The 20628-nt window shown below is 67.1% G+C and carries 24 protein-coding genes; 6 read left to right on the top strand and 18 right to left on the bottom strand.

Annotation, left to right across the window (positions count from 1 at the left end; all coding sequences use genetic code 11):
* Positions 1-43: 43 nt before the first annotated feature.
* On the bottom strand, positions 44-754 hold the full coding sequence (locus U5771_RS06810; protein WP_322023265.1) for an SURF1 family protein: 711 nt from the start codon (positions 752-754) through the stop codon (positions 44-46).
* Between the two features lie 84 nt (positions 755-838).
* Here U5771_RS06810 and U5771_RS06805 point away from each other — a divergent pair, with 84 nt between their 5' ends.
* Complete coding sequence (locus U5771_RS06805; protein WP_059599872.1) at positions 839-1048, top strand: twin transmembrane helix small protein; 210 nt, start codon at positions 839-841, stop codon at positions 1046-1048.
* A gap of 194 nt (positions 1049-1242) precedes the next feature.
* On the opposite strand, the gene U5771_RS06800 is transcribed toward U5771_RS06805, so the two are convergent.
* The 8 genes from U5771_RS06800 to U5771_RS06765 form a co-directional block, all read right to left on the bottom strand.
* Positions 1243-2100, bottom strand: coding sequence for a cytochrome c oxidase subunit 3 (locus tag U5771_RS06800; RefSeq protein ID WP_322023264.1), 858 nt, complete (start codon positions 2098-2100; stop codon positions 1243-1245).
* 138 nt (positions 2101-2238) lie between these two features.
* Positions 2239-2439, bottom strand: coding sequence for a DUF2970 domain-containing protein (locus U5771_RS06795; protein ID WP_006760730.1), 201 nt, complete (start codon positions 2437-2439; stop codon positions 2239-2241).
* Positions 2440-2455: 16 nt separating this feature from the next.
* Positions 2456-3064: a cytochrome c oxidase assembly protein gene (locus tag U5771_RS06790; protein ID WP_322023263.1), complete on the bottom strand. Its 609-nt coding sequence runs from the start codon at positions 3062-3064 to the stop codon at positions 2456-2458.
* Positions 3065-3099: 35 nt separating this feature from the next.
* Positions 3100-3240 (bottom strand): cytochrome oxidase small assembly protein, encoded by a 141-nt coding sequence (locus tag U5771_RS06785; RefSeq protein ID WP_322023262.1) that lies wholly within the window; start codon positions 3238-3240, stop codon positions 3100-3102.
* A gap of 80 nt (positions 3241-3320) precedes the next feature.
* Positions 3321-4928, bottom strand: a complete 1608-nt coding sequence (gene ctaD / locus U5771_RS06780; protein WP_014895962.1) for a cytochrome c oxidase subunit I — start codon at positions 4926-4928, stop codon at positions 3321-3323.
* Between the two features lie 43 nt (positions 4929-4971).
* Positions 4972-6567 (bottom strand): cytochrome c oxidase subunit II, encoded by a 1596-nt coding sequence (gene coxB / locus U5771_RS06775; protein ID WP_322023261.1) that lies wholly within the window; start codon positions 6565-6567, stop codon positions 4972-4974.
* Between the two features lie 56 nt (positions 6568-6623).
* Positions 6624-7148, bottom strand: coding sequence for a DUF2244 domain-containing protein (locus U5771_RS06770; protein ID WP_322023260.1), 525 nt, complete (start codon positions 7146-7148; stop codon positions 6624-6626).
* 195 nt (positions 7149-7343) lie between these two features.
* The gene (locus U5771_RS06765; protein WP_322023259.1) at positions 7344-8309 is read right to left on the bottom strand and encodes a methyltransferase domain-containing protein; all 966 of its coding nucleotides are present in this window, start codon (positions 8307-8309) and stop codon (positions 7344-7346) included.
* A gap of 83 nt (positions 8310-8392) precedes the next feature.
* Here U5771_RS06765 and U5771_RS06760 point away from each other — a divergent pair, with 83 nt between their 5' ends.
* On the top strand, positions 8393-9205 hold the full coding sequence (locus U5771_RS06760) for a ComF family protein (RefSeq protein ID WP_322023258.1): 813 nt from the start codon (positions 8393-8395) through the stop codon (positions 9203-9205).
* Between the two features lie 110 nt (positions 9206-9315).
* Positions 9316-9786, top strand: a complete 471-nt coding sequence (gene trmL, locus U5771_RS06755; RefSeq protein ID WP_322023257.1) for a tRNA (uridine(34)/cytosine(34)/5-carboxymethylaminomethyluridine(34)-2'-O)-methyltransferase TrmL — start codon at positions 9316-9318, stop codon at positions 9784-9786.
* 44 nt (positions 9787-9830) lie between these two features.
* On the opposite strand, the gene U5771_RS06750 is transcribed toward trmL, so the two are convergent.
* The 5 genes from U5771_RS06750 to U5771_RS06730 form a co-directional block, all read right to left on the bottom strand.
* On the bottom strand, positions 9831-10355 hold the full coding sequence (locus U5771_RS06750) for an O-acetyl-ADP-ribose deacetylase (RefSeq protein ID WP_322023256.1): 525 nt from the start codon (positions 10353-10355) through the stop codon (positions 9831-9833).
* Between the two features lie 117 nt (positions 10356-10472).
* Positions 10473-11471 carry an NAD(P)H-dependent glycerol-3-phosphate dehydrogenase gene (locus U5771_RS06745; protein ID WP_322023255.1) on the bottom strand — a complete coding sequence of 333 codons (999 nt, stop codon included), beginning with the start codon at positions 11469-11471 and terminating at the stop codon, positions 10473-10475.
* A 26-nt stretch (positions 11472-11497) separates the two neighbouring features.
* Positions 11498-11980 carry a protein-export chaperone SecB gene (secB, locus tag U5771_RS06740; protein ID WP_014895954.1) on the bottom strand — a complete coding sequence of 161 codons (483 nt, stop codon included), beginning with the start codon at positions 11978-11980 and terminating at the stop codon, positions 11498-11500.
* A 107-nt stretch (positions 11981-12087) separates the two neighbouring features.
* Positions 12088-12348, bottom strand: coding sequence for a glutaredoxin 3 (gene grxC / locus U5771_RS06735; RefSeq protein WP_322023254.1), 261 nt, complete (start codon positions 12346-12348; stop codon positions 12088-12090).
* Positions 12345-12767, bottom strand: coding sequence for a rhodanese-like domain-containing protein (locus tag U5771_RS06730; protein WP_322023322.1), 423 nt, complete (start codon positions 12765-12767; stop codon positions 12345-12347). Before U5771_RS06730 ends, grxC begins: the two co-directional genes overlap by 4 nt.
* 136 nt (positions 12768-12903) lie before the next feature.
* Between U5771_RS06730 and gpmA the strand changes: the two genes are divergently transcribed.
* From gpmA to U5771_RS06715, 3 genes are all read left to right on the top strand, one after another.
* Positions 12904-13650: a 2,3-diphosphoglycerate-dependent phosphoglycerate mutase gene (gpmA, locus tag U5771_RS06725; protein WP_121861025.1), complete on the top strand. Its 747-nt coding sequence runs from the start codon at positions 12904-12906 to the stop codon at positions 13648-13650.
* A 259-nt stretch (positions 13651-13909) separates the two neighbouring features.
* Positions 13910-15451: a S41 family peptidase gene (locus U5771_RS06720; protein ID WP_322023253.1), complete on the top strand. Its 1542-nt coding sequence runs from the start codon at positions 13910-13912 to the stop codon at positions 15449-15451.
* A gap of 318 nt (positions 15452-15769) precedes the next feature.
* Positions 15770-16522, top strand: coding sequence for a HesA/MoeB/ThiF family protein (locus U5771_RS06715; RefSeq protein ID WP_322023252.1), 753 nt, complete (start codon positions 15770-15772; stop codon positions 16520-16522).
* 92 nt (positions 16523-16614) lie between these two features.
* Here the strand turns inward: U5771_RS06715 and ptsP are convergent, their stop codons facing one another.
* The 4 genes from ptsP to gshB form a co-directional block, all read right to left on the bottom strand.
* Complete coding sequence (ptsP, locus tag U5771_RS06710; RefSeq protein ID WP_322023251.1) at positions 16615-18387, bottom strand: phosphoenolpyruvate--protein phosphotransferase; 1773 nt, start codon at positions 18385-18387, stop codon at positions 16615-16617.
* Between the two features lie 208 nt (positions 18388-18595).
* Complete coding sequence (locus tag U5771_RS06705; protein ID WP_006752075.1) at positions 18596-18865, bottom strand: HPr family phosphocarrier protein; 270 nt, start codon at positions 18863-18865, stop codon at positions 18596-18598.
* A gap of 81 nt (positions 18866-18946) precedes the next feature.
* Positions 18947-19417, bottom strand: coding sequence for a PTS sugar transporter subunit IIA (locus tag U5771_RS06700; protein ID WP_044848229.1), 471 nt, complete (start codon positions 19415-19417; stop codon positions 18947-18949).
* A gap of 231 nt (positions 19418-19648) precedes the next feature.
* Positions 19649-20605 (bottom strand): glutathione synthase, encoded by a 957-nt coding sequence (gene gshB / locus U5771_RS06695; RefSeq protein ID WP_322023250.1) that lies wholly within the window; start codon positions 20603-20605, stop codon positions 19649-19651.
* Positions 20606-20628: the final 23 nt, after the last annotated feature.

The raw sequence follows: 20628 nt of genomic DNA, 5'->3' as shown, positions 1-20628 counted from the left end.
CGAAACGAACCCGCGGCGCTTGCGCCGCGTCCTGGCATGGCGCTCACGCGCCGGCCGACTTCTTCGCCGCACGCCGCGCGGCGTACAGGCCGAAGCCGAGCGCGGCCGTCGCCATGGCCCACCACTGAAACATGTAACCGTAATTGCGCTCGACACCGGTCGTCGCCGCCGGCCAGTCGCGCACGAGCTTGTCGCCGTCGTCGCTCGTCTGCTGGATCACGAACGGCTGCAGCGGCAGCCCCGTTTCCTTCGCATACGCGGCGACCTCCAGGTTCTGCCGGATCTTCTGGTGCGCGGCCGAGCCGCCTTCGCCGAGTTCGAACGCGCGCGACGCATCGGCGCGCGCAATGCCTTCGATCTCGATGTCGCCGTCGGGCGTCGGGAACGGCTCGATGGCCGTGCGATCGGCGATGTTGCGCGGCAGCCAGCCGCGGTTCACCAGCACGACGCCGCCGCCCGAGAGTTTAAACGGCATCACGACGTAAAAACCCGGCTGGTCGTTATACGGCCGATTGTCGAGGAACACCGCTTGCTCCGGCAGGAAGCGGCCCCGCGCCCGCACGCGGTGGAACTCGATCGATGCGAGCGGAATCGGCTGCGCACCGACGTCGACGGGCACCGCGTGCTCGTAGCGCACGATGCTCGCCTGCAGCGCTTCCTTCTGGTGCGCGCGGTCGCGCTGCCAGAAGCCGAGGCGAATCGTGATCGCGACGACGACGAGAATCAGCAGCGCAGGCAGCCAGCGAATCTTCATCGGGCCACCCGCGAGGCGCAATCGCGAAAGCGAAGTGCGATAATTATCCTCTTCCTTTCGAATTGCCGTCGTCCGGTTCGTGTCATGCACATCCTCGTTCCCATCGCCTTCGTCCTCATCGTCGCCAGCATGGGCTCGGCGCTCTACTTCATGATGCAAGACCGCGGCCATACGAAACGCATGGTGTGGTCGCTGGCCACCCGCGTCGGGCTGTCGGTCTCGCTGTTCCTGTTCATCCTGTTCGCGAACTGGATGGGCTGGATCCATTCGACCGGCCTGCCGATCGGGCGTTGATGCATTCGCCACGGCAGCCGCCGTGACCGCCGTGACCGCTGTGACATTTCGCCGCACAACGGCGCCACCAAGCAAAAGCGCCGCCTGACTGAGTCGCGGCGGCGCCGATTGGCGTTGAGCGCAAGCAGCCAGCCGCTGCCCCGTCCCCGCCAATGAAAACGGCCCGCGCATCGCTGCGCGGGCCGTTGTTGCATTTACAGCCAGTAGACGACGACGTACAGGCCGAGCCAGACGACGTCGACGAAGTGCCAGTACCACGCGGCGCCTTCGAATGCGAAGTGGTGATCGGGCTTGAAGTGGCCGCGGATCATCCGCACCAGCACCACCGCGAGCATCGTGCCGCCGAGGAACACGTGGAAGCCGTGGAAGCCCGTCAGCAGGAAGAACGTCGAGCCGTAGACGCCCGAATTCAGCGTCAGGTTCAGTTCGTTGTACGCGTGGTAGTACTCGAAGCCCTGCAGGAACAGGAAGCTGACACCGAGCACGAGCGTCGCGGCCAGCCAGGCGATCGCCTTCTTGCGATGATCGTCGCGCAGCGCGTGGTGCGACACCGTCAGCGTCGCGCCCGACGCCAGCAGGAATGCGGTGTTGATCGTCGGGACCGGCCACGGGCCCATCGTCTTGAAGTGACCGGCAAGCGCGGCCGGGCCTTCGTTCGGCCACACGGCGGAGAAGTCCGGCCAGATCAGCTTGTAGTCGAGGCTGCCGAGCTGGTGCAGCGCGATTTCACGCGCGTAGAACAGCGCGCCGAAGAATGCGCCGAAGAACATGACTTCGGAGAAGATGAACCAGCTCATGCTCCAGCGGTACGACTTGTCGACGTTCTTGCCGTAATGACCGCCTTCCGACTCGGCGATCGCGTCGCCGAACCAGTGATACAGCGTGAAGAGCAACCACAGCAGGCCGAGCAGCGCCGTAAACGGCGCCCAGTCGTGACCGTTGATCCACAGCGCCGCCGACCCGAGCATGACCAGCAGGCCGATGGCCGCACTGATCGGATGCTGCGACGGATGCGGCACGAAATAGTACGGGGTCTGGTTTTGACCGCTCATGCTTGATTCTCCACTTCAGTCCAATTTGTGTACCGGAAACCGCTCCGGCTTTATTTCTTGCGCGGCACGACCGCCGCCGCTCTTTCCCGCACGCAGCGCCCGGGCGCTACGCACTGCATTCCTTCGTGGCCGCGGGCCTCAACCCACGACCGCACGCACGATCAGGATCAGCACGCCGATGAACACACCGGCCGCGATCAACGCGACGATCAGCACGTGCAGCGGATTGAGCTGCGTCGCGTCGGCCTCCAGGTCGCGCCGCTTGCGCACCCCGAAGAACGACCACAACACCGCTCGCAACGCCTGGCCGAACGACCCGCTCCGCTTGGTCTCTGTCACCGCCCCGTCTCCGTCGTCATGCGTCCGGCTTCGCCGCGCCCTGCGCCGCTGTCTTGCGCGGCGCCGGCGCCGGCGCGGCCGGCGTATTCAGCTCGAAGAACGTGTACGACAGCGTGATCGTCTTCACGTCCTTCGGCAGCTTCGAATCGATCACGAACACCACCGGCATCTTGCGCGACTCGTTCGCAGCGAGCGTCTGCTGCGTAAAGCAAAAACACTCGATCTTCTTGAAGAATTCCGTCGCCTGCTTCGGCGCGTAGCTCGGAATCGCCTGCGCCACCACCGGCCGGCCCTGCCCGTTGGTCACGTCGTACACGATCGTCGTCAGCTCGCCCGGATGCACGTCGAGGCTGTTGTGCTCCGGCTTGAAACCGAGCGGCCCGCGCGCATTCGCATCGAACTCGACCGACACCGTGCGGCTGTAGTCGACCTGCGAGTTCTTCACCTCGCGTTCGCTGACATCGCGCTGCACCAGGTTGTTGATGCCCGTGATCTGGCAAATCGCGCGATACATCGGAATCAGCGCGAAGCCGAAGCCGAACATCAGTCCGGCCACGACGAAGAGCTTCACCAGCATCGAACGATTGAACGCGCGATCGACGGCGCCCTCTTCCGGCTTCGACATACGACTACTTCCTCGCTACTGCGTCAGTTACTGCATCAGTGAGTGGACAGCCACCACTGCTTGATCACGACACCCACAAAAAAAACGGCGGCGATGACGAGCAGGATGAGGCCGAGCCGCTTGTTGCCCGCGCGAATCTGCGCGGGCGTTCGTCTTTCTTGTGGATTCCGGTTCATCTGAAACTTCGCTGATCCATCGATTCGGCGCCCGCCGCGCCTGCCTGAGCGGCAGGCAGCGGCGGAGCGCAGGGTGAAACTTATTCGACGTGCGGCGGTTGCTCGAACGTGTGGAAGGGAGCCGGGCTCGGCACCGTCCACTCGAGGCCCGTCGCACCATCCCACGGCTTGTCCGACGCCTTTTCCAGCTCGCCGCCGCCACGGTAGGCCGGCAGCGCGACCGCGAACAGGAAGTACACCTGCGCGAGGCCGAAGCCGAATGCGCCGATCGTCGCCACCTGGTTGAAGTCCGTGAACTGCGCCGGGTAGTCCGCATAGCGGCGCGGCATGCCCGCGAGACCGACGAAGTGCATCGGGAAGAACGTCAGGTTGAAGAAGATCATCGACGACCAGAAGTGGATCTTGCCGCGCGTCTCGTTGTACATCCAGCCCGTCCACTTCGGCGCCCAGTAGTACCAGCCCGAGAACAGCGCGAACAATGAGCCGGCCACCAGCACGTAGTGGAAGTGCGCCACCACGAAGTAAGTGCCGTGGTACTGGATGTCGAGCGGCGCCATCGCCAGCATCAGGCCCGTCAGGCCGCCGAACGTGAACACGAACAGGAAGCCGATCGCGAACAGCATCGGGGTTTCGAACGTCATCGAGCCGCGCCACATCGTCGCGAGCCAGTTGAACACCTTCACGCCCGTCGGCACCGCGATCAGCATCGTCGCGTACATGAAGAACAGCTGGCCGGTGACCGGCATGCCCGTTGCGAACATGTGGTGCGCCCAGACCATGAACGACAGGATCGCGATCGACGCCGTCGCGTACACCATCGAGCTATAGCCGAACAGCGTCTTGCGTGCGAACGCCGGGATCACCTGCGACACGATCCCGAACGCCGGCAGAATCATGATGTACACCTCGGGGTGGCCGAAGAACCAGAAGATGTGCTGGTACATCACCGGGTCGCCGCCGCCTGCCGCGTTGAAGAACGACGTGCCGAAGTGGCGGTCGAACAGCACCATCGTGATCGCGCCTGCCAGAACCGGCATCACGGCGATCAGCAGGTACGCGGTGATCAGCCAGGTCCATGCGAACATCGGCATCTTCATCAGCGTCATGCCCGGTGCGCGCATGTTCAGGATCGTCACGACGATGTTGATCCCGCCCATGATCGACGACGCGCCCATGATGTGGACCGCGAAGATCGCGAAGTCCATGCCCGGGCCCATCTGCGTCGACAGCGGTGCGTACAGCGTCCAGCCGGCGGCCGTCGCGCCGCCCGGCGCGAAGAACGAACCGACCAGCAGCACGGCCGCGACCGGCAGCAGCCAGAAGCTGAAGTTGTTCATCCGCGCGAACGCCATGTCGGACGCGCCGATCTGCAGCGGAATCATCCAGTTCGCGAAGCCGACGAACGCCGGCATGATCGCGCCGAACACCATGATCAGGCCGTGCATCGTCGTGAGTTCGTTGAAGAACTCCGGACGCATGATCTGCAGGCCCGGCTCGAACAGCTCGGCACGGATGCCGAGGGCCATCACGCCGCCCGACAGGAACATGATGAACGAGAACAGCAGGTACAGCGTACCGATGTCCTTGTGGTTGGTGGCGAACAGCCAGCGCCGCCAGCCGTGCGGCATTTCGTGCGCGTGGTCGTCGTGCGCGTGGTCCGCGGCTACGTCGTGCCCGATGCTAGACATGAGAATCTCCTAATGCGAATACGTCGACTAACTCAGCGACACGTCAAGCCGCCGGCCCGATCTCGACACGCCGGGCTTCCTTGGCGTCAGCCCCGCCCGTGATCGTTTCCGGCTTTTTCATGATGATGTGGTCTTCCGCCACGCCTGCTGCCTTCAGCGCGTCGCGCACGGCCTGTGCACGATGCTTCGCCAGTTCGGCGTTCGCGTCGGCCGAGCCCGTCTTGTCGGTGAAACCCGACAGCGCGAGCTTCGCGTCCGGATGTGCCTTCGCATAGTCGGCCGCGGCGGCGATCGCCGCTTTCGCGTCGGCCGGCAGCACGCTCTTGCCCGTTTCGAAGTAGATCGTCGACACAGCCGCCGATGCCGACGCTGCCGCCGGTTGCTCGGCCGCACCCGACGCGGCTTGCGCCGGTGCCGAAGCCGCTTCTGCCGGCGCTGCCGCGCCCGCCGTGTCTTCCGGCATCTTGCCGTTGCGCGCGTCAGTCACTTGCTTCGGCTGCAGCAGGTCGTTCTTGTGGTTGCCCCACGAGTTGCGCTCGTACGTGATGACCGATGCGATGTCGAGATCCGACAGCGACGCCCACGACGGCATGGCACCCTTGCCGTGCAGCACGCGCTCGACGTGGCCGGCGATCGGACCGTTCACGATCGGGCTGCCGTCCATCGCCGGGAACGCGCCGAGGCCCTTGCCGTTCACCTGGTGGCAGGCCGCGCAGTTCGCCTTGTAGACTTCCTCGCCGTGCGCGACGAGTTCGGCCATCGTGTAGACCTTGTTCGGATCGACCGATGCGCTGGCCAGCTTGGCCTTCTGCGCGGTCACCCACTTCGCGTAGTCGTCGTCCGACAGCACGACGACCACGACCGGCATGAACGCGTGTTCCTTGCCGCACAGTTCGGTACAGAAGCCGCGGAACGTGCCGACCTTGTCGGCCTTGAACCACGTATCGCGCACGAAGCCGGGGATCGCATCCTGCTTCACGCCGAACGCGGGCACGTACCACGAGTGAACGACGTCGTTCGCGGTCGTGATGATCCGGATCTTCTTGTTGACCGGCACGACGAGCGGGTTGTCGACTTCCTGCAGGTAGGTCTCGGTGATCGGCTTCTTGCCCATCACTTCGTCACGCGGGGTGCTGAGCGTCGACAGGAAGCTGATGCCCTCGCCCGGACCCTTCACGTAGTCGTAGCCCCACTTCCACTGGTAGCCGGTGACCTTGATCGTGAGATCGGCGTTGGTCGTGTCCTTCATCGCGACGACGGCCTTCGTGGCCGGCAGTGCCATCAGCACGACGATGATGAACGGCACGATCGTCCAGATGATTTCGACGGTCGTGCTTTCATGGAAATTGGCGGCCTTGTGGCCTTTGGATTTGCGGTGCGCGAAGATCGAATAGAACATCACGCCGAACACGCCGACGAAGATCACCGTACACAGGATCAGCATCATCGTGTGGAGATCGTAGAGCTCCTCGGCGATCTTCGTGACAGGCGGCTGAAAGTTGATCTCGTTGACGCGGGGGCCGCCCGGGCTATCACCGACCGCCAGAGCCGCGCCGGCAAAGAGCAATCCGCTGCATGCCAGCACGCCCGTGAGGGCTCGCTTGATTGTTTTCATAGCATCCTTACCCAAAATTTCCATTCAAACCCTCCCCCGTCGCAAGCCGCCGGCCTGTTCCGGCCGGTGCCCGCGCCTCGTCAGCCGCAGCGCCTGAGCGACACGCGCAGTTCGTCGGCGAACTGCGCACGCTTGTGCTGCGCGAGATGCTGCCCGATTACGACGGTCTGCCCGCGCGATACCAGTCGAATCGGATCGCGTGGCGTCGCACCCGGCTCGACCCGCACCCAGCGCGGGTTGAATTCGATCTGCGTGAGCCGCTCCGCATCCATCCGCTCGATCACGAGCCGGTGCGGAAACAGCCTGATGCGCTCGAAATCGACCGCATGACGGGCATGGATCGCAAACGCGACGCCGACCGCCAGCAATTCGATTCCGGTGAAGGGCATGACGAGCCAGGCCCCCCGCCACATCAGCACTGCCGCGATCACCAGCGAGAAGCTCGCGAGCGACGCGTAAAACAGCACGAACTGGCGCGGCGACACCGAACAGTTGCGTTTCATGAGCCAGTCTTCGAGGACCGGTTCACCGTTCGCCGCTTCCGCCAACACCCTCGCTGCTTCCATCGCCGCCTCACGCGAATGGCATGCGATGCATGCCTGCATCGGACTCGTCGGCCCGTATTGCGGGGACCCCGGGACGACAAGCTGACGCATTATAGGCGGGTTCAATGGCATCCACAAGCAAGCGGCTATCGGCCCGCGAGCCAAGCGCCACAAGCTTCCCGGCCATTTTCGGCGTCAATTCGACCCCGCTTTGCGCCGCTAATTTCAGACATAACAAAACCCCTCTTTACCGCTTTACCGATTCTTCGGACGCCCCTTTCCGATATCTTCGATGCGCACGATCCCGTGCCCCTCGGCGGTCGTGCGCGGCACGGCCTTCCACGCGTGGCCGTAGATCACCTCGAACGTCAGCGGAATCGTGCCGTCCGCGCGCCGGCGCGCCTCCAGCGCGTCGCCGAGCGCCGCGCGAAAGCGCCGCGCCGCGCCTTGCGGCACCGCGCGGTCGAACGGATAGGCACCCCAGCGGCGCACGTCGGCCAGCAGGGAATCGGGGGTCTTGTACGTGACGGTCAGCACTTCCTGGTCCATCACCGGAATCTCGAAGCCGCTCTCGACGAGCATGTCGCCGAGGTCGTGCATGTCGACGAAATCGACGACGCGCGCGGCGGGCGGCGCGATGCCGACCGCCGCTTCGGCGTCCGCGCAGGCCGCGCGCAGCTCGCGCAGCGTGTCGGGGCCGAGCGTGCTGAACATCAGCAGGCCGTTCACGCGCAGCACGCGCTGCCATTCGGGGAACACCGTATCGGGACGCGAATGCCAGTGCAGCGCGAGATTCGACCAGATCAGGTCGAACGCGCCGGCCGCGAACGGCAGCACCGAGAAGTCGGCCTGCGCGACGCGCGGGCCGCGCTGGCCCAGCGCCCGGCCGAGCGACGCGGGCAGCCAGCGGCGCCAGCTCGTCTGCTCGACCTCGCGCTGGCCTGCCCGCGCGAGCATCGCGCCGGACAGGTCGACGCCGAACACCGGGGCTTCGGGAAAGCGCGCGCGCAGCGCCGGCAGGTCGTCGCCCGGGCCGCAGCCCGCGTCAAGCACGGCCGCGGGGCTCACCTTGATGTATTCGAGGCGCTCGTTCATCCGCTGCGCGATCTCGCGCGGCAGGAACGCGACCGCGTCGAACGCGGCGGCGCGGCGATCGAAGATCCGCCGCAAACGCCGGGCGTCATTGGCCGGACGGCCGGTTGAAGTCGAAGCTGAGGACATGTCGGGCACACTGGCGAAGAGCCCGAAGTATACTCGCTCGCCTCGCAGCCTTCATCGAGGCGGGCCCGCCAGGAGTGTTCGCGATGGATCGCAGTTCCGCCCCGCGTCCGATGCGCGTCGTTTTGTCGCAGGTTCGCGCGCTGGCCGTGCGCGTCGTCGCGCTCGCGTTGCCGAATCGATGCGCGCTGTGCGGCAATTTGTCACACACGGTGATTTGCAGCGCCTGCGACGCCGCGTACTGGAATGAAGCGCGGCTGCGCTGCGACGTCTGCGCGGTGCCGCTGGGCGTCGGGCGGCCAAGGCCGCGTGCAGGCCGCGGCCGGCACGGTGACGCCGGCCCCGCGTCCGCTTACCGGTGCGACGCATGCCGCGCGACGCCGCCGCCGTTCGATGCGACGCTCGCGCTCGCCGATTACCGCGCGCCGCTCGACGGGCTCGCGCGCGGCCTGAAGTTTCACGCGCGACTCGCGCTCGGCGCCGAATTCGCGGCCCGGCTCGCACAGCGGGTGGGCGACACGGACGCGATGCGCGCCGCGGGCGGCTTCGACGTGATCGCGCCGGTGCCGCTGTCGCACCGACGGCTCGTCGCGCGCGGCTACAACCAGGCGTGGGCGATCGCGCGGCCGCTCGCGCGCCGGCTCGGCGTGCGCGCCGACGCGGCGCTGCTGGCACGCGTGGCCGAGACTGCGCCGCAGTCGCGGCTCGACCGGCGCGCGCGGCGCGACAACGTGCTCGCGGCGTTCGCGGTGGCGGGCGACCTCACCGGCCGCCACGTGGCGCTCGTCGACGACGTGATGACGTCCGGCGCGACGCTCGCGGCGGCCGCGCAGGCATTGAAGGCGGCAGGTGCCGCGCGCGTGACGAATCTGGTTGCGCTGCGCACCGCCAGGGATTAATTAGATTAGATAGAGGCCGGCCGCCCGCACGCGGCAACGGCCGTCACGAACCGGCCGGCCGGGACGGCATGCACGTTGCTCCGCCCCGGCCGGCCCAGCCAGACCCAACCATGTTCAACGTCGTCCTCGTCGCCCCCGAAATTCCGCCGAACACCGGCAACGTGATCCGCCTGTGCGCCAACACCGGCGCGCGCCTGCACCTGATCGAGCCGCTCGGCTTTCCGCTCGACGACGCGAAGATGCGCCGTGCGGGCCTCGACTATCACGAGTATGCGGAAATGCGCGTGCACCGCGACTGGGACGCGTTCGTCACGGCCGAAGCACCCGATCCCGCGCGGATGTTCGCGTTCACGACCCGCGGCTCGGGCCGCTTCCACGACCATGCCTTCGTGCCGGGCGACTGGTTCGTGTTCGGCTCGGAAACGCGCGGCCTGCCGGCCGAGGTGCTCGAGCGCTTCCCGAACGAACAGCGCGTGCGCCTGCCGATGCGGCCGGGCAACCGCAGCCTGAACCTGTCGAACACGGTAGCGGTGGTCGTGTTCGAGGCGTGGCGCCAGGCCGGCTTCGAAGGCGGCGCCTGACGTGCCCGCCCGGCCCGCGCCGCGCGGCCGGATCCGCCAACTCGCTAGATGCGCGCGAGCCGCGCGCGATACAGGTCGTAGATGTCGGATGAAAAGCACGCGAATACCACGCGTGCGAGGTTCGGCGCCTGCGGCAGCATTTCGACGACCGTGCCGACCGCGATGTCGACGGCCTCGTCGGCCGGATAGCGATACACGCCGCAGCTGATCGCCGGGAATGCAATCGAGGTCGCCGCCACCTCCTCGGCCAGCTCGATCGCGCGCCGATAGCAAGCCGCGAGCAGTTCGGCCTCGCCGCGCCCGCCGCCGTCCCACACCGGGCCGACCGCATGAATCACGTAACGGGCCGGCAACCCGTGGCCGCGCGTGAGCTTCGCGTCGCCGGTCTCGCAGCCGCCGAGCGTGCGGCACTCGGCGAGCAGCCCCGGGCCGGCCGCGCGATGGATCGCGCCGTCGACCCCGCCGCCGCCGAGCAGCGAACCGTTCGCGGCGTTGACGATCGCGTCGACGTCGAGCGTCGTGATATCGACGCGTTGCGCGTCGAGCGTGGTGGAACCGATCTGCAGCATGACACCCTCCCGAAACGCCGGAGACTGTTCAAGCGTAGTGCGCTTTGGCGCCGCCCGCTTTGCGCGAGCGCGCCCGGCCGCAAATATTGTGTGATTCGTCGGCGTGATTCGCCGGTGTCATTCGGCGCGCGCGTCGCGCCGCAGCAGGCCGCTGACCGCATCGCGCGGCGCGACGCCGTCGAACAGCACGCCGCACACGGCTTCGGTGATCGGCATTTCGATCGCCTGCGCGCGCGCGAGCGCGAGCACGGCCTGCGCGCAGCGCACGCCTTCGGCCACATGGCCGAGCGCGCCGAGGATGTCGTTCAGCGAGCGGCCGGCCGCCAGTTGCAGGCCGACCGTGCGATTGCGCGACAGGTCGCCCGTCGCGGTGAGGATCAGGTCGCCGAGGCCCGTGAGGCCCGTGAAGGTTTCCGCACGGCCGCCGAGCGCGACGCCGAGACGCGACATTTCGGCGAGGCCGCGCGTGATCAGCGCGGCGCGCGCGTTCAGCCCGAGCCCGAGCCCGTCGGCGATGCCGGTCGCGATCGCCAGCACGTTCTTCACCGCGCCGCCGACCTCGACGCCGACCACGTCGTCACCCGTATAGATCCGCATCGCGCCGTGATGGAACGCGGCGAGCGTCCGCTCGCGGCATTCGGCGGACGTGCTCGCGACCGTCAGCGCGACGGGCAGCGCAAGCCCGACCTCACGGGCGAAGCTCGGCCCCGACAGCACGCCGTTGCTATGCTGCCCCGGCAGCTCGGCCGCGATCACCTGGTGCGGCAGCAGATGCGTGTCGGCCTCGAAGCCCTTGCAGACCCACACGACATGCGCGGGCACGCAGCCTGTGTCGCGCATCGCACCGAACAACGTGCGCAGCCCGGCCACGGGTGCGGCGATCACGCACAGTGCGTCGTCCGCGGCGCCGTGCGCGAGCGCGGCGCCGAGATCGGCTTCGTAGCGCAGCGCATCGGGCAGCGCGATGCCGTCCAGATAGCGGGAATTTTCGTGCCGGGCCTGCAGCCCGGCGATCAGCGCGGCGTCGCGCGCCCAGAGAAGCGTATCGTGCCGCGCGGCCAGATGGCCCGCGAGCGCGGTGCCCCAGGCACCGGCGCCGAGAACGGCTACTTTCATACCCAGCACCGGTCCGGAGTGAAACGTCAGTTCAGCGTCGTGCCGTTCGGCGCGCCTGCTGCACCGGCCTGCTGCTGCTGAAGCTGCGCGAGACGCTGCTCGTACAGCGCCTGGAAGTTGATTTCCGCCAGGTGGATCGGCGGGAAGCCCGCACGTGTGATCGCGTCGGCGATGTTCGAGCGCAGGTACGGGAACAGGATCGTCGGGCAGGCGATGCCGACGAGCGGGTCGAGCTGTTCGTCGGGAATGTTGCGAATGTCGAAAATGCCGGCCTGCTTCGCTTCGATCAGGAACGCGACCTTGTCCTTCACCTTCGCGGTGACGGTACCCGACACGACGACTTCGAACACGCTTTCCGCGAGGCGTTCGGCCTTGACGTCGACTTCGACTTCAACCGACGGCATGTCCTGCTCGAGGAAGATCGCCGGCGAATTCGGCTGCTCGAGCGACATATCCTTCAGGTAGACGCGCTGGATATTGAAGAACGGTTGGTTTTCGACGTCGGACATGGTGTTTCCCTAAAAGTGGTGACGAGACGGCCCGGCTTCACGCCGGCCGCCTCGGTTGAATCCTGCGCGCTCGAGCCGCGGCGCGACCGGCGGCCATTCTGCCCTATTCAGGCCGCTTGCAGAAGCGGCACGAGCCCGCCTTCGCGGTCGAGCTTCGACAGATCGTCGTAACCGCCGACGTGCGTGTCGCCGATATAGATTTGCGGCACCGTGCGACGGCCCGTGCGCGTCATCATTTCGTCACGGCGGGCCGGATCGCGGTCGATCAGCACCTTTTCGATCTGCTCGACGCCGCGCAGCTTCAGCAGGCGCTCGGCCTGAATGCAATACGGACACACCTGCGTGCTGTACATCAAAACCTTGCTCACTTCGCCACTCCTTGTTTGACGACCGGCATCCCGGCCTGCTGCCAGGCGGCGACGCCGCCCTCGAGCACGTGTACCTCGGCATAGCCTGCCGCCTCGACCTCGCGCGCCGCCTTCTGCGACTGCTGGCCGTTCTGGCAGACGAGCAGCACCGGAGTGCTCTTGTTTTTCGCGACCTGCGCGATTTTCGCGCCGATCTCGCCGGCGGCGACCTGGCGCGCCGACGGCAGGTGGCCGGCGGCGAAGTCGGACGCGGCACGCAGGTCGATCACGACCGCGTTGCGGCGATTGATGAGTTGCGTCGCCTCAGCGGCCGACAGGCCGCCGCGGCCGCGGCGCAGGGCCGGCCATGCGAGCAGGCCGCCGGAAACCAGCAGGATCGCGATAAGGGCCAGGTTCGTGTAATCGGTAAAGAACGTCACGGAATTCCGCCGGAAAAAGAGAAATCGGATGAGGACAATCCCGCCATTATAAAATAACCGTCTTGCGCGATGGCGGGCCCGGACCGGGTACCGCGCGACGCGCCCCGCTTCCCTATCACTACCGACCGCAAGATCCATGTACAAACTCGTTCTCATCCGCCACGGCGAATCGACGTGGAACAAGGAAAACCGCTTCACCGGCTGGGTCGACGTCGACCTGACCGAACAGGGTCGCAACGAGGCCTACCAGGCCGGCGAATTGCTCAAGGAGGCCGGCTACACGTTCGACATCGCGTATACGTCGGTGCTCAAGCGCGCGATCCGCACGCTGTGGCACGTGCAGGACAAGATGGACCTGATGTACCTGCCGGTCGTCCACTCGTGGCGCCTGAACGAGCGCCACTACGGTGCGCTGTCGGGCCTGAACAAGGCGGAAACGGCCGCCAAGTTCGGTGACGACCAGGTGCTCGTGTGGCGCCGCAGCTACGACACGCCGCCGCCGGCGCTCGAGCCGACCGACGAACGCGCGCCGTTCAACGATCCGCGCTACGCGAAGGTGCCGCGCGAGCAGCTGCCGCTCACCGAGTGCCTGAAGGACACGGTCGCGCGCGTGCTGCCGCTGTGGAACGAGTCGATCGCGCCGGCGGTCCGGGCGGGCAAGCAGGTGCTGATCGCCGCGCACGGCAACTCGCTGCGCGCGCTGATCAAGTACCTCGACGGCATCTCGGACAGCGACATCGTCGGCCTGAACATCCCGAACGGCGTGCCGCTCGTGTATGAGCTCGACGAGAACCTGAAGCCGATCACGCACTACTACCTGGGCGACCAGGACGCGATCGCGAAGGCGCAGGCCGCCGTCGCGAAGCAGGGCAAGGCGGGCTGATACCCGTCATGCCGGGCAGGCCGCCGCGCGCGCGGCCTGCCCGGCCACCCCGGCGCGCGGCGCGAACCTTCGCGGCCCCGGCGCTGTCGAACCCGCTTTCGAATCCGCCGCGCGTCCGGCGCCCGCTGCCGGGACTCGGGCTTCGGAACCGGCTTCCGGGCCATTTCGCACCGTTGCACTGAGTATTCGGACGAACAGTTATACTTGTCCGCTACATCCCCGCTACCGCCACGCGCTTTCCGACCGCACCAGACTCTCTATGCGAATGAAATTGAAGAACATCGGCCTGATTGCCGCGGGCCTCGCCACGGGCGTATTCGCCACGCTGCAGGTTTCGGCGTCGGCCGAGCAGACCGCCACGGCACCGCTTCCCCTCGACCAGCTCCGCCTGTTCGCGGAAGTGTTCGGCCAGATCAAGCGCGAGTACGTCGAACCGGTCGACGACAAGAAGCTGCTGACGGCGGCGATCAAGGGCATGGTGTCGAGCCTCGACCCGCACTCGTCGTTCCTCGACAAGACCGACTATGACGAGCTGCAGGAGCAGACCAAGGGCCGCTTCGCGGGTCTCGGCATCGAGATCTCGCAGGAAGACGGCCTCGTCAAGGTGATCTCGCCGATCGAGGATACGCCCGCGTTCCGCGCCGGCATCCGTCCGGGCGACCTGATCACGCGCATCAACGACAAGCCGGTGCGCGGCATGACGCTCGACAAGGCCGTCAAGCAGATGCGCGGCGAGCCGGGCACCAAGGTCACGCTGACGATCTTCCGCAAGAGCGACGACCGCACGTTCCCGATCACGGTCACGCGCGCGATCATCAAGGTCCAGAGCGTGAAGATGAAGCTGCTCGACCCGGGCTACGCGTACATCCGGATCACGAGCTTCCAGGAGCGCACGACGCCCGATCTCGCCGCGAAGCTGCAGGACATCGCACGCCAGCAGCCGAACCTGAAGGGCCTGATCGTCGACCTGCGCAACAACGGCGGCGGCCTGCTGCAAAGCGCGGTCGGCGTCGCCGGCGCGTTCCTGCCGCCCGACTCCGTCGTCGTGTCGACCAACGGCCAGATCCCGGATTCGAAGCAGGTCTACCGCGATACCTACGACAACTACCGCCTGCCGTCCTTCGACGGCGATCCGCTGAAGGGCCTGCCGCCGGTCTTCAAGACCGTGCCGATGGTCGTGCTGACTAACGCCTACTCGGCATCCGCGTCGGAAATCGTCGCCGGCGCGCTGCAGGATTCGAAGCGCGCGCAGATCATGGGCAAGACGACGTTCGGCAAGGGCTCGGTGCAGACGGTCCGTCCGATGACGGCCGACACCGCGCTGCGCCTGACGACCGCCTACTACTACACGCCGAGCGGCCGTTCGATCCAGAACAAGGGCATCACGCCCGACGTGCCGGTCGATCAGTATGCGGACGGCGATCCGGACGACGTGCTCGTGACGCGCGAGGTCGACTACACGAACCACCTCGCGAACACGCAGGATCCGAACGAGAAGAAGGAACAGGAAGAGCGCGAGCAGCGCCGGATGGACCAGCTGCGCGTCCTCGAGGAGCAGAACGACAAGAAGACGCCGGAGCAACGCCAGAAGGACCGCGATCGCAAGCCGATCGAGTTCGGCAGCGCCGACGACTTCATGATGCAGCAGGCGCTCAACAAGCTCGAGGGCAAGCCGGTGCAGGAATCGAAGTCGCTGCTCGCCGAGAGCACGGCGAAGAGCCCGGCCGGCAAGGCCACGCCCGCCGCGAAGGCGTCGGGCGCGAAGGCGGCCGCACCGAAGCCCGCGTCGGCACCGCAGTAAGCGCCGGCCGGTATCCGACGGGCCATCGCGGGACGACCGCGATGGCCCGTTTTTCATGTGCGCAGGGCCTGCTCACGCCAATCGCGGGCCCTTCTGGCGGCCAGCCCCACGAATGAGTTTTCCCGAACAGGGGAACGTATCTTGCCGGCCGCACCGTGGCGTCGATCGTCGCTTGTCCGGCTCGGCGCAAACGGCGGGCGCACCTCACTACGCCTTGCATTGCGACCGGCAAAAACCGTTCGCAAGCCCGCTATTGGCGTGAGCAGGCCCTAGAATGAACCGATACGCCGGCACTTCGGCCTCGCTCACGAACTCCCCATGAACGACGATCAACTCCTCCGCTACTCCCGCCACATCCTCGTCGACGAAATCGGCATCGAGGCGCAGCAGCGCTTCCTCGACGCGCATGCGATCGTCGTCGGCGCCGGCGGTCTCGGCTCGCCGGCCGCGATGTATCTCGCGGCGTCCGGGGTCGGCACGATCACGCTCGTCGACGCCGACACGGTCGACCTCACGAACCTGCAGCGGCAGATCCTGCACGTGACGGCGTCGGTCGGCCGCAGCAAGGTCGAATCGGGGCGCGACGCGCTCGCGCAACTGAACCCGGACGTGACCGTGCATGCGGTCGCGGCGCGCGTCGACGATGCGTGGCTCGACGAACACGTGCCACAGGCCACCGTCGTGCTCGACTGCACCGACAACTTCGCGACGCGCCACGCGATCAACCGCGCGTGCGTCGCGCACGGCGTGCCGCTCGTGTCGGGCGCCGCGCTGCGCTTCGACGGCCAGATCAGCACGTTCGACTTCCGCGACCCGGCCGCGCCCTGCTACGCGTGCGTGTTCCCGGAAGACCAGCCGTTCGAGGAAGTCGCGTGCGCGACGATGGGCGTGTTCGCGCCGACGGTCGGGATCATCGGCGCGATGCAGGCCGCCGAAGCGCTGCGCGTGATCGGCGCGATCGGCACGACGCTCAATGGCCGGCTGATGATGCTCGATTCGCTGCGGATGGAATGGACGACGATGAAGATCGCGCGCCAGGCCGACTGCCCCGTGTGCCAGGGCCGGCACTGACGCGCGCGGGAGGCATGCGCCGAGCGGCGCATGCCTGACGTTTCGCTGCCGTCGCGACGCGCGCGACGGTCCCGGGGCGCGGCCCGCGCCGCCTAGGCGGCCGCGTCCGCGCGCGGTTCCGCGACCGACAGGCGCTTGAGCGCCGCCTGCACTTCCTCCGGCTCGAACGCGGCCAGCACGTCGGCCGTCGGCTTCTCGAGCGCCTTCAGGTGCGCGCGCAGGATCTCCTGCTTCACGACCAGCAGCTGGCTCGGGTGCATCGAGAACTCCGTGAGCCCCATCCCGAGCAACAGGCGCGTGAGCGCCGGATCGCCCGCCATCTCCCCGCATACCGACACCGACACGCCCGCGCGCTTCGCTTCGCGCAGCGTATAGGCGATCAGGTGCAGCACCGCCGGATGCAGCGGGTCGTACAGGTGCGCGACCGCGTTGTCCGCGCGGTCGATCGCGAGCGTGTACTGGATCAGGTCGTTCGTGCCGATCGACAGGAAATCGAAGCGCTTCAGGAACAGCGGCAGCGCGATCGCCGCGGCCGGAATCTCGATCATCGCGCCGATGCGCACGTTCGGATCGTACGCGAGCCCCGCGTCGTCGAGCTGGCGCTTCGCCTCGCGGATCAGGTCGAGCGTCTGGTCGATCTCCTGCGCGTGCGCGAGCATCGGGATCAGGATCTTCACCTGCCCGAACGCGGACGCGCGCAGGATCGCGCGCAGCTGCGTGAGGAACATCTGCGGCTCGGACAGGCTCCAGCGGATCGCACGCAGGCCGAGCGCCGGGTTCGGCGCCGTCTCGTAGCCTTCGTCGAGCGCCTCGAGCGGCTTGTCCGCGCCGACGTCGATCGTACGGATCGTCACCGGCATGCCCTTCATCCACTCGACCGCGCGCTTGTACGCGGCGAACTGCTCCTCCTCCTCGGGCATCTCCTTCTGATGCATGAACAGGAACTCGGAGCGGAACAGCCCGACGCCGACCGCGCCGGCCTCGACGGCCGTCTTCGCGTCGTCGGGCAGCTCGATGTTCGCGTACAGCTCGATCTTCGTGCCGCACAAGGTCTGCGTCGGCGAGAACTTCAGGCGCTGCAGCTTGCGCTGCTCGAGCAGCTTCTCGGACTGGCGGTACGAATATTCCTCGAGGACGATCGGCGCGGGATCGACGATCACGATCCCCTGGTCGCCGTCGACGATGATCAGGTCGTCCTGGCGGATCAGCGAACTCGCATGCTGGACGCCGACCGCGGCCGGAATGCCGAGGCTGCGCGCGACGATCGCCGTGTGCGACGTGCGGCCGCCGAGATCGGTGACGAACGCCTGGAACGACTGCGACTTGAACTGCATCATGTCGGCCGGCGCGATGTCGTGCGCGACGACGATCATCTCGTTCTGGCCGTGGGCGGCGGCGCGATCGAGCGCCTGCGACGCCGACGGCGCACCGGCGAGCGCCTTCAGCACGCGCTCGACCACCTGTTCGATGTCGGCCTTGCGCTCGCGCAGGTATTCATCTTCGATATCGTCGAAGTGGCGCGTGAGCAGCTCGAGCTGCTCGGTCAGCGCCCATTCGACGTTGTAGCGCCGCGCGCGGACCAGGTCGATGGTTTCCTGCACGAGCATCGCGTCGTTCAGGATCATCGCGTGGACATCGATGAACGCACCCACTTCGGTCGGGGTGTCGTCGGTCAGGTCGGCGCGCAGCGCCTCGAGCTCGCGCCCCACGACCTCGCGCGCCGTGCCGAAACGCTCGACCTCGGCGTCGATCTGGTCCGCCTCGACCAGGTAATGGGCGACGTCGAGCGCCGCCGGCGCGATCAGATACGCTCGCCCGATCGCGATACCACGTGAGACGGGAATGCCATGCAGCGTGAAGGACACGCGCACCTCCTCTGTACAAGTAAAGCCGCGGCACACTGCTGCGATGCGCTTATGACCCCGGTTAGCGATTATAAATTCCGTACCTCCATGCTGACTGCATGCAGCGCAGCATTGCGATTTCCGCATCAATGCTGCGGACGAAAAAAATGCCGCGACACACGCGGCATTCTGCTTCGAAACGGCAACGATCCCGGGGAGGCCCTGGGGATCACTGACCTTCGCCGAACTTGTCCGCGATCAGCTTGAGCAGTGCGTCCATCGCCTCGCGTTCGTCGGGACCTTCGGTCTCGATCGTCACGCTGCTGCCGATGCCCGCCGCGAGCATCATCACGCCCATGATGCTCTTCGCGTTGATCTTGCGTCCGTTGCGCGTCATCCAGACTTCCGACTGGAAGTTGCCGGCCAGTTGCGTAAGCTTGGCCGATGCGCGCGCATGGAGCCCCAATTTGTTGACGATGGTGGTTTCTTGTTGAAGCATGATTCTCGGTCGGGTCGGTCGCGGCCGCCGGCGACGTGCGTCGGCGGGTCGGTCTAAAACGGGAAACGGGAAGCGGGACGGTCAGTGCGATTCGGTGCGCGGTTGCGGCTCGGGCGGAATCGGCGCGCACTGGCCGCAGCCGGTTTCCGACGGCGGCGGCGGCGTGCCGGCCGACACCTCGTGGACGCCCTTCGCGCCGCCGGACAGCGCCTTGTCGACGAGCTTGTCGAGCGGCACGGTACGGTAGCAGACGGCCCGCACCAGCATCGGCAGGTTCACGCCCGCCAGCACGCGCACGTTGTCGAGCTTCGCGAGCTGGCCCGCGATGTTCGCGGGGGTCGCGCCGTACATGTCGGTCAGCACGACGACGCCGTTCTCTTCCCTGAGCCGCGCGAGCTCCGCGTGTGCGAACGCCATCACCTGGGTGGGGTCGCTGTCCGCCAGCACGTCGATGCAGCCGATGCGTGCGGGCACGCCGCCGTAGATGTGCGCGATGCAGTCCCGCAGCGCGGTGGCGAGCGGCGCGTGCGCGATGATCAGAATCCCGGCCATGTCAGACTGCCCCCGGCCGCCCCTGGCGGGCCGACGCCCCGCAGCGGGGCAACGAGCATAGCGAGTGTGGGAATCGTTTCATGTTCAACCTTGCAACGGTTTCGGCCCGACCGCCGGGCCTTCGGCGCGCTGGTCGCGGCACCGGGCAAGCGGGCATTGTAGCAGGCCGGTCGAACCGCTCCGGCGACGGGGGACCTGCGCGGCCGCCGCCGGGGTTGCGCGGAAAGCGGGCTACGCGGCCGCCCGCTCCAGCGCGTCGATGAACATCGCGGCGACGTCGAAACCCGTCTGCTCCATGATTTCGCGGAAGCACGTCGGGCTCGTCACGTTCACCTCGGTCAGCCAGTCGCCGATCGCGTCGAGCCCGACCAGCAGCAGACCGCGCGCGGCGAGCACCGGCCCGAGCGTCTCGGCGATCTCGCGATCGCGCGGCGTCAGCGGCTGCGCGACGCCGAGCCCGCCCGCGGCGAGATTGCCGCGCACCTCGTTGCCCTGCGGAATCCGCGCGAGCGAATACGGCACCGGCGCGCCGCCGATCAGCAGGATGCGCTTGTCGCCGGCCTTGATCTCGGGGATGAATTTCTGCGCCATCACCGAGCGCGTGCCGTCGTGGCTCAGCATCTCGACGATCGAACCGAGGTTCATCCCGTCCGGCTTCACGCGGAACACGCCCATCCCGCCCATGCCGTCGAGCGGCTTCAGGATCACGTCGCCGTGCTCGGCGTGGAACGCGCGCAGCCGGTTCGCATCGCGCGTGACGAGCGTCGGCGCGACGAACTGCGGAAACTCGCCGATCGCGAGCTTCTCCGAGTGATCGCGGATCGACTGCGCCTTGTTGAACACGCGCGCGCCGGCGCGCTCGGCCAGCTCGAGCAGCCACGTCGACGTCACGTACTCCATGTCGAACGGCGGATCCTTGCGCATCAGCACCGCGCCGAACGATTCGAGGCGGCGCGCGTCGACCGAACCGGCTTCGAACCAGGTGTCGCGATGCAGGTCGTCCAGCTCGCCGACGATCGTGATGCGCCGCACGTCGGCCTCGACGGCGGAACCCGTCCACGCGAGGTGGCGCGGCTCGCACGCGTACACCGCATGCCCGCGCCGCGCGGCCTCCGCCATCATCGCGTAGGTCGAATCCTTGTAGATCTTGAAGCGCTCGAGCGGGTCGGCGATAAAGAGAATGTCCATGCGGGTCCTGTACGTAGCGAAGC

This window comes from Burkholderia sp. BCC1977, assembly GCF_905339595.1.
Lineage (GTDB): Bacteria > Pseudomonadota > Gammaproteobacteria > Burkholderiales > Burkholderiaceae > Burkholderia.
The sequence above is the reverse complement of the archived record's forward strand: the minus strand, read 5'-3'. Positions and strand labels throughout refer to the sequence as shown.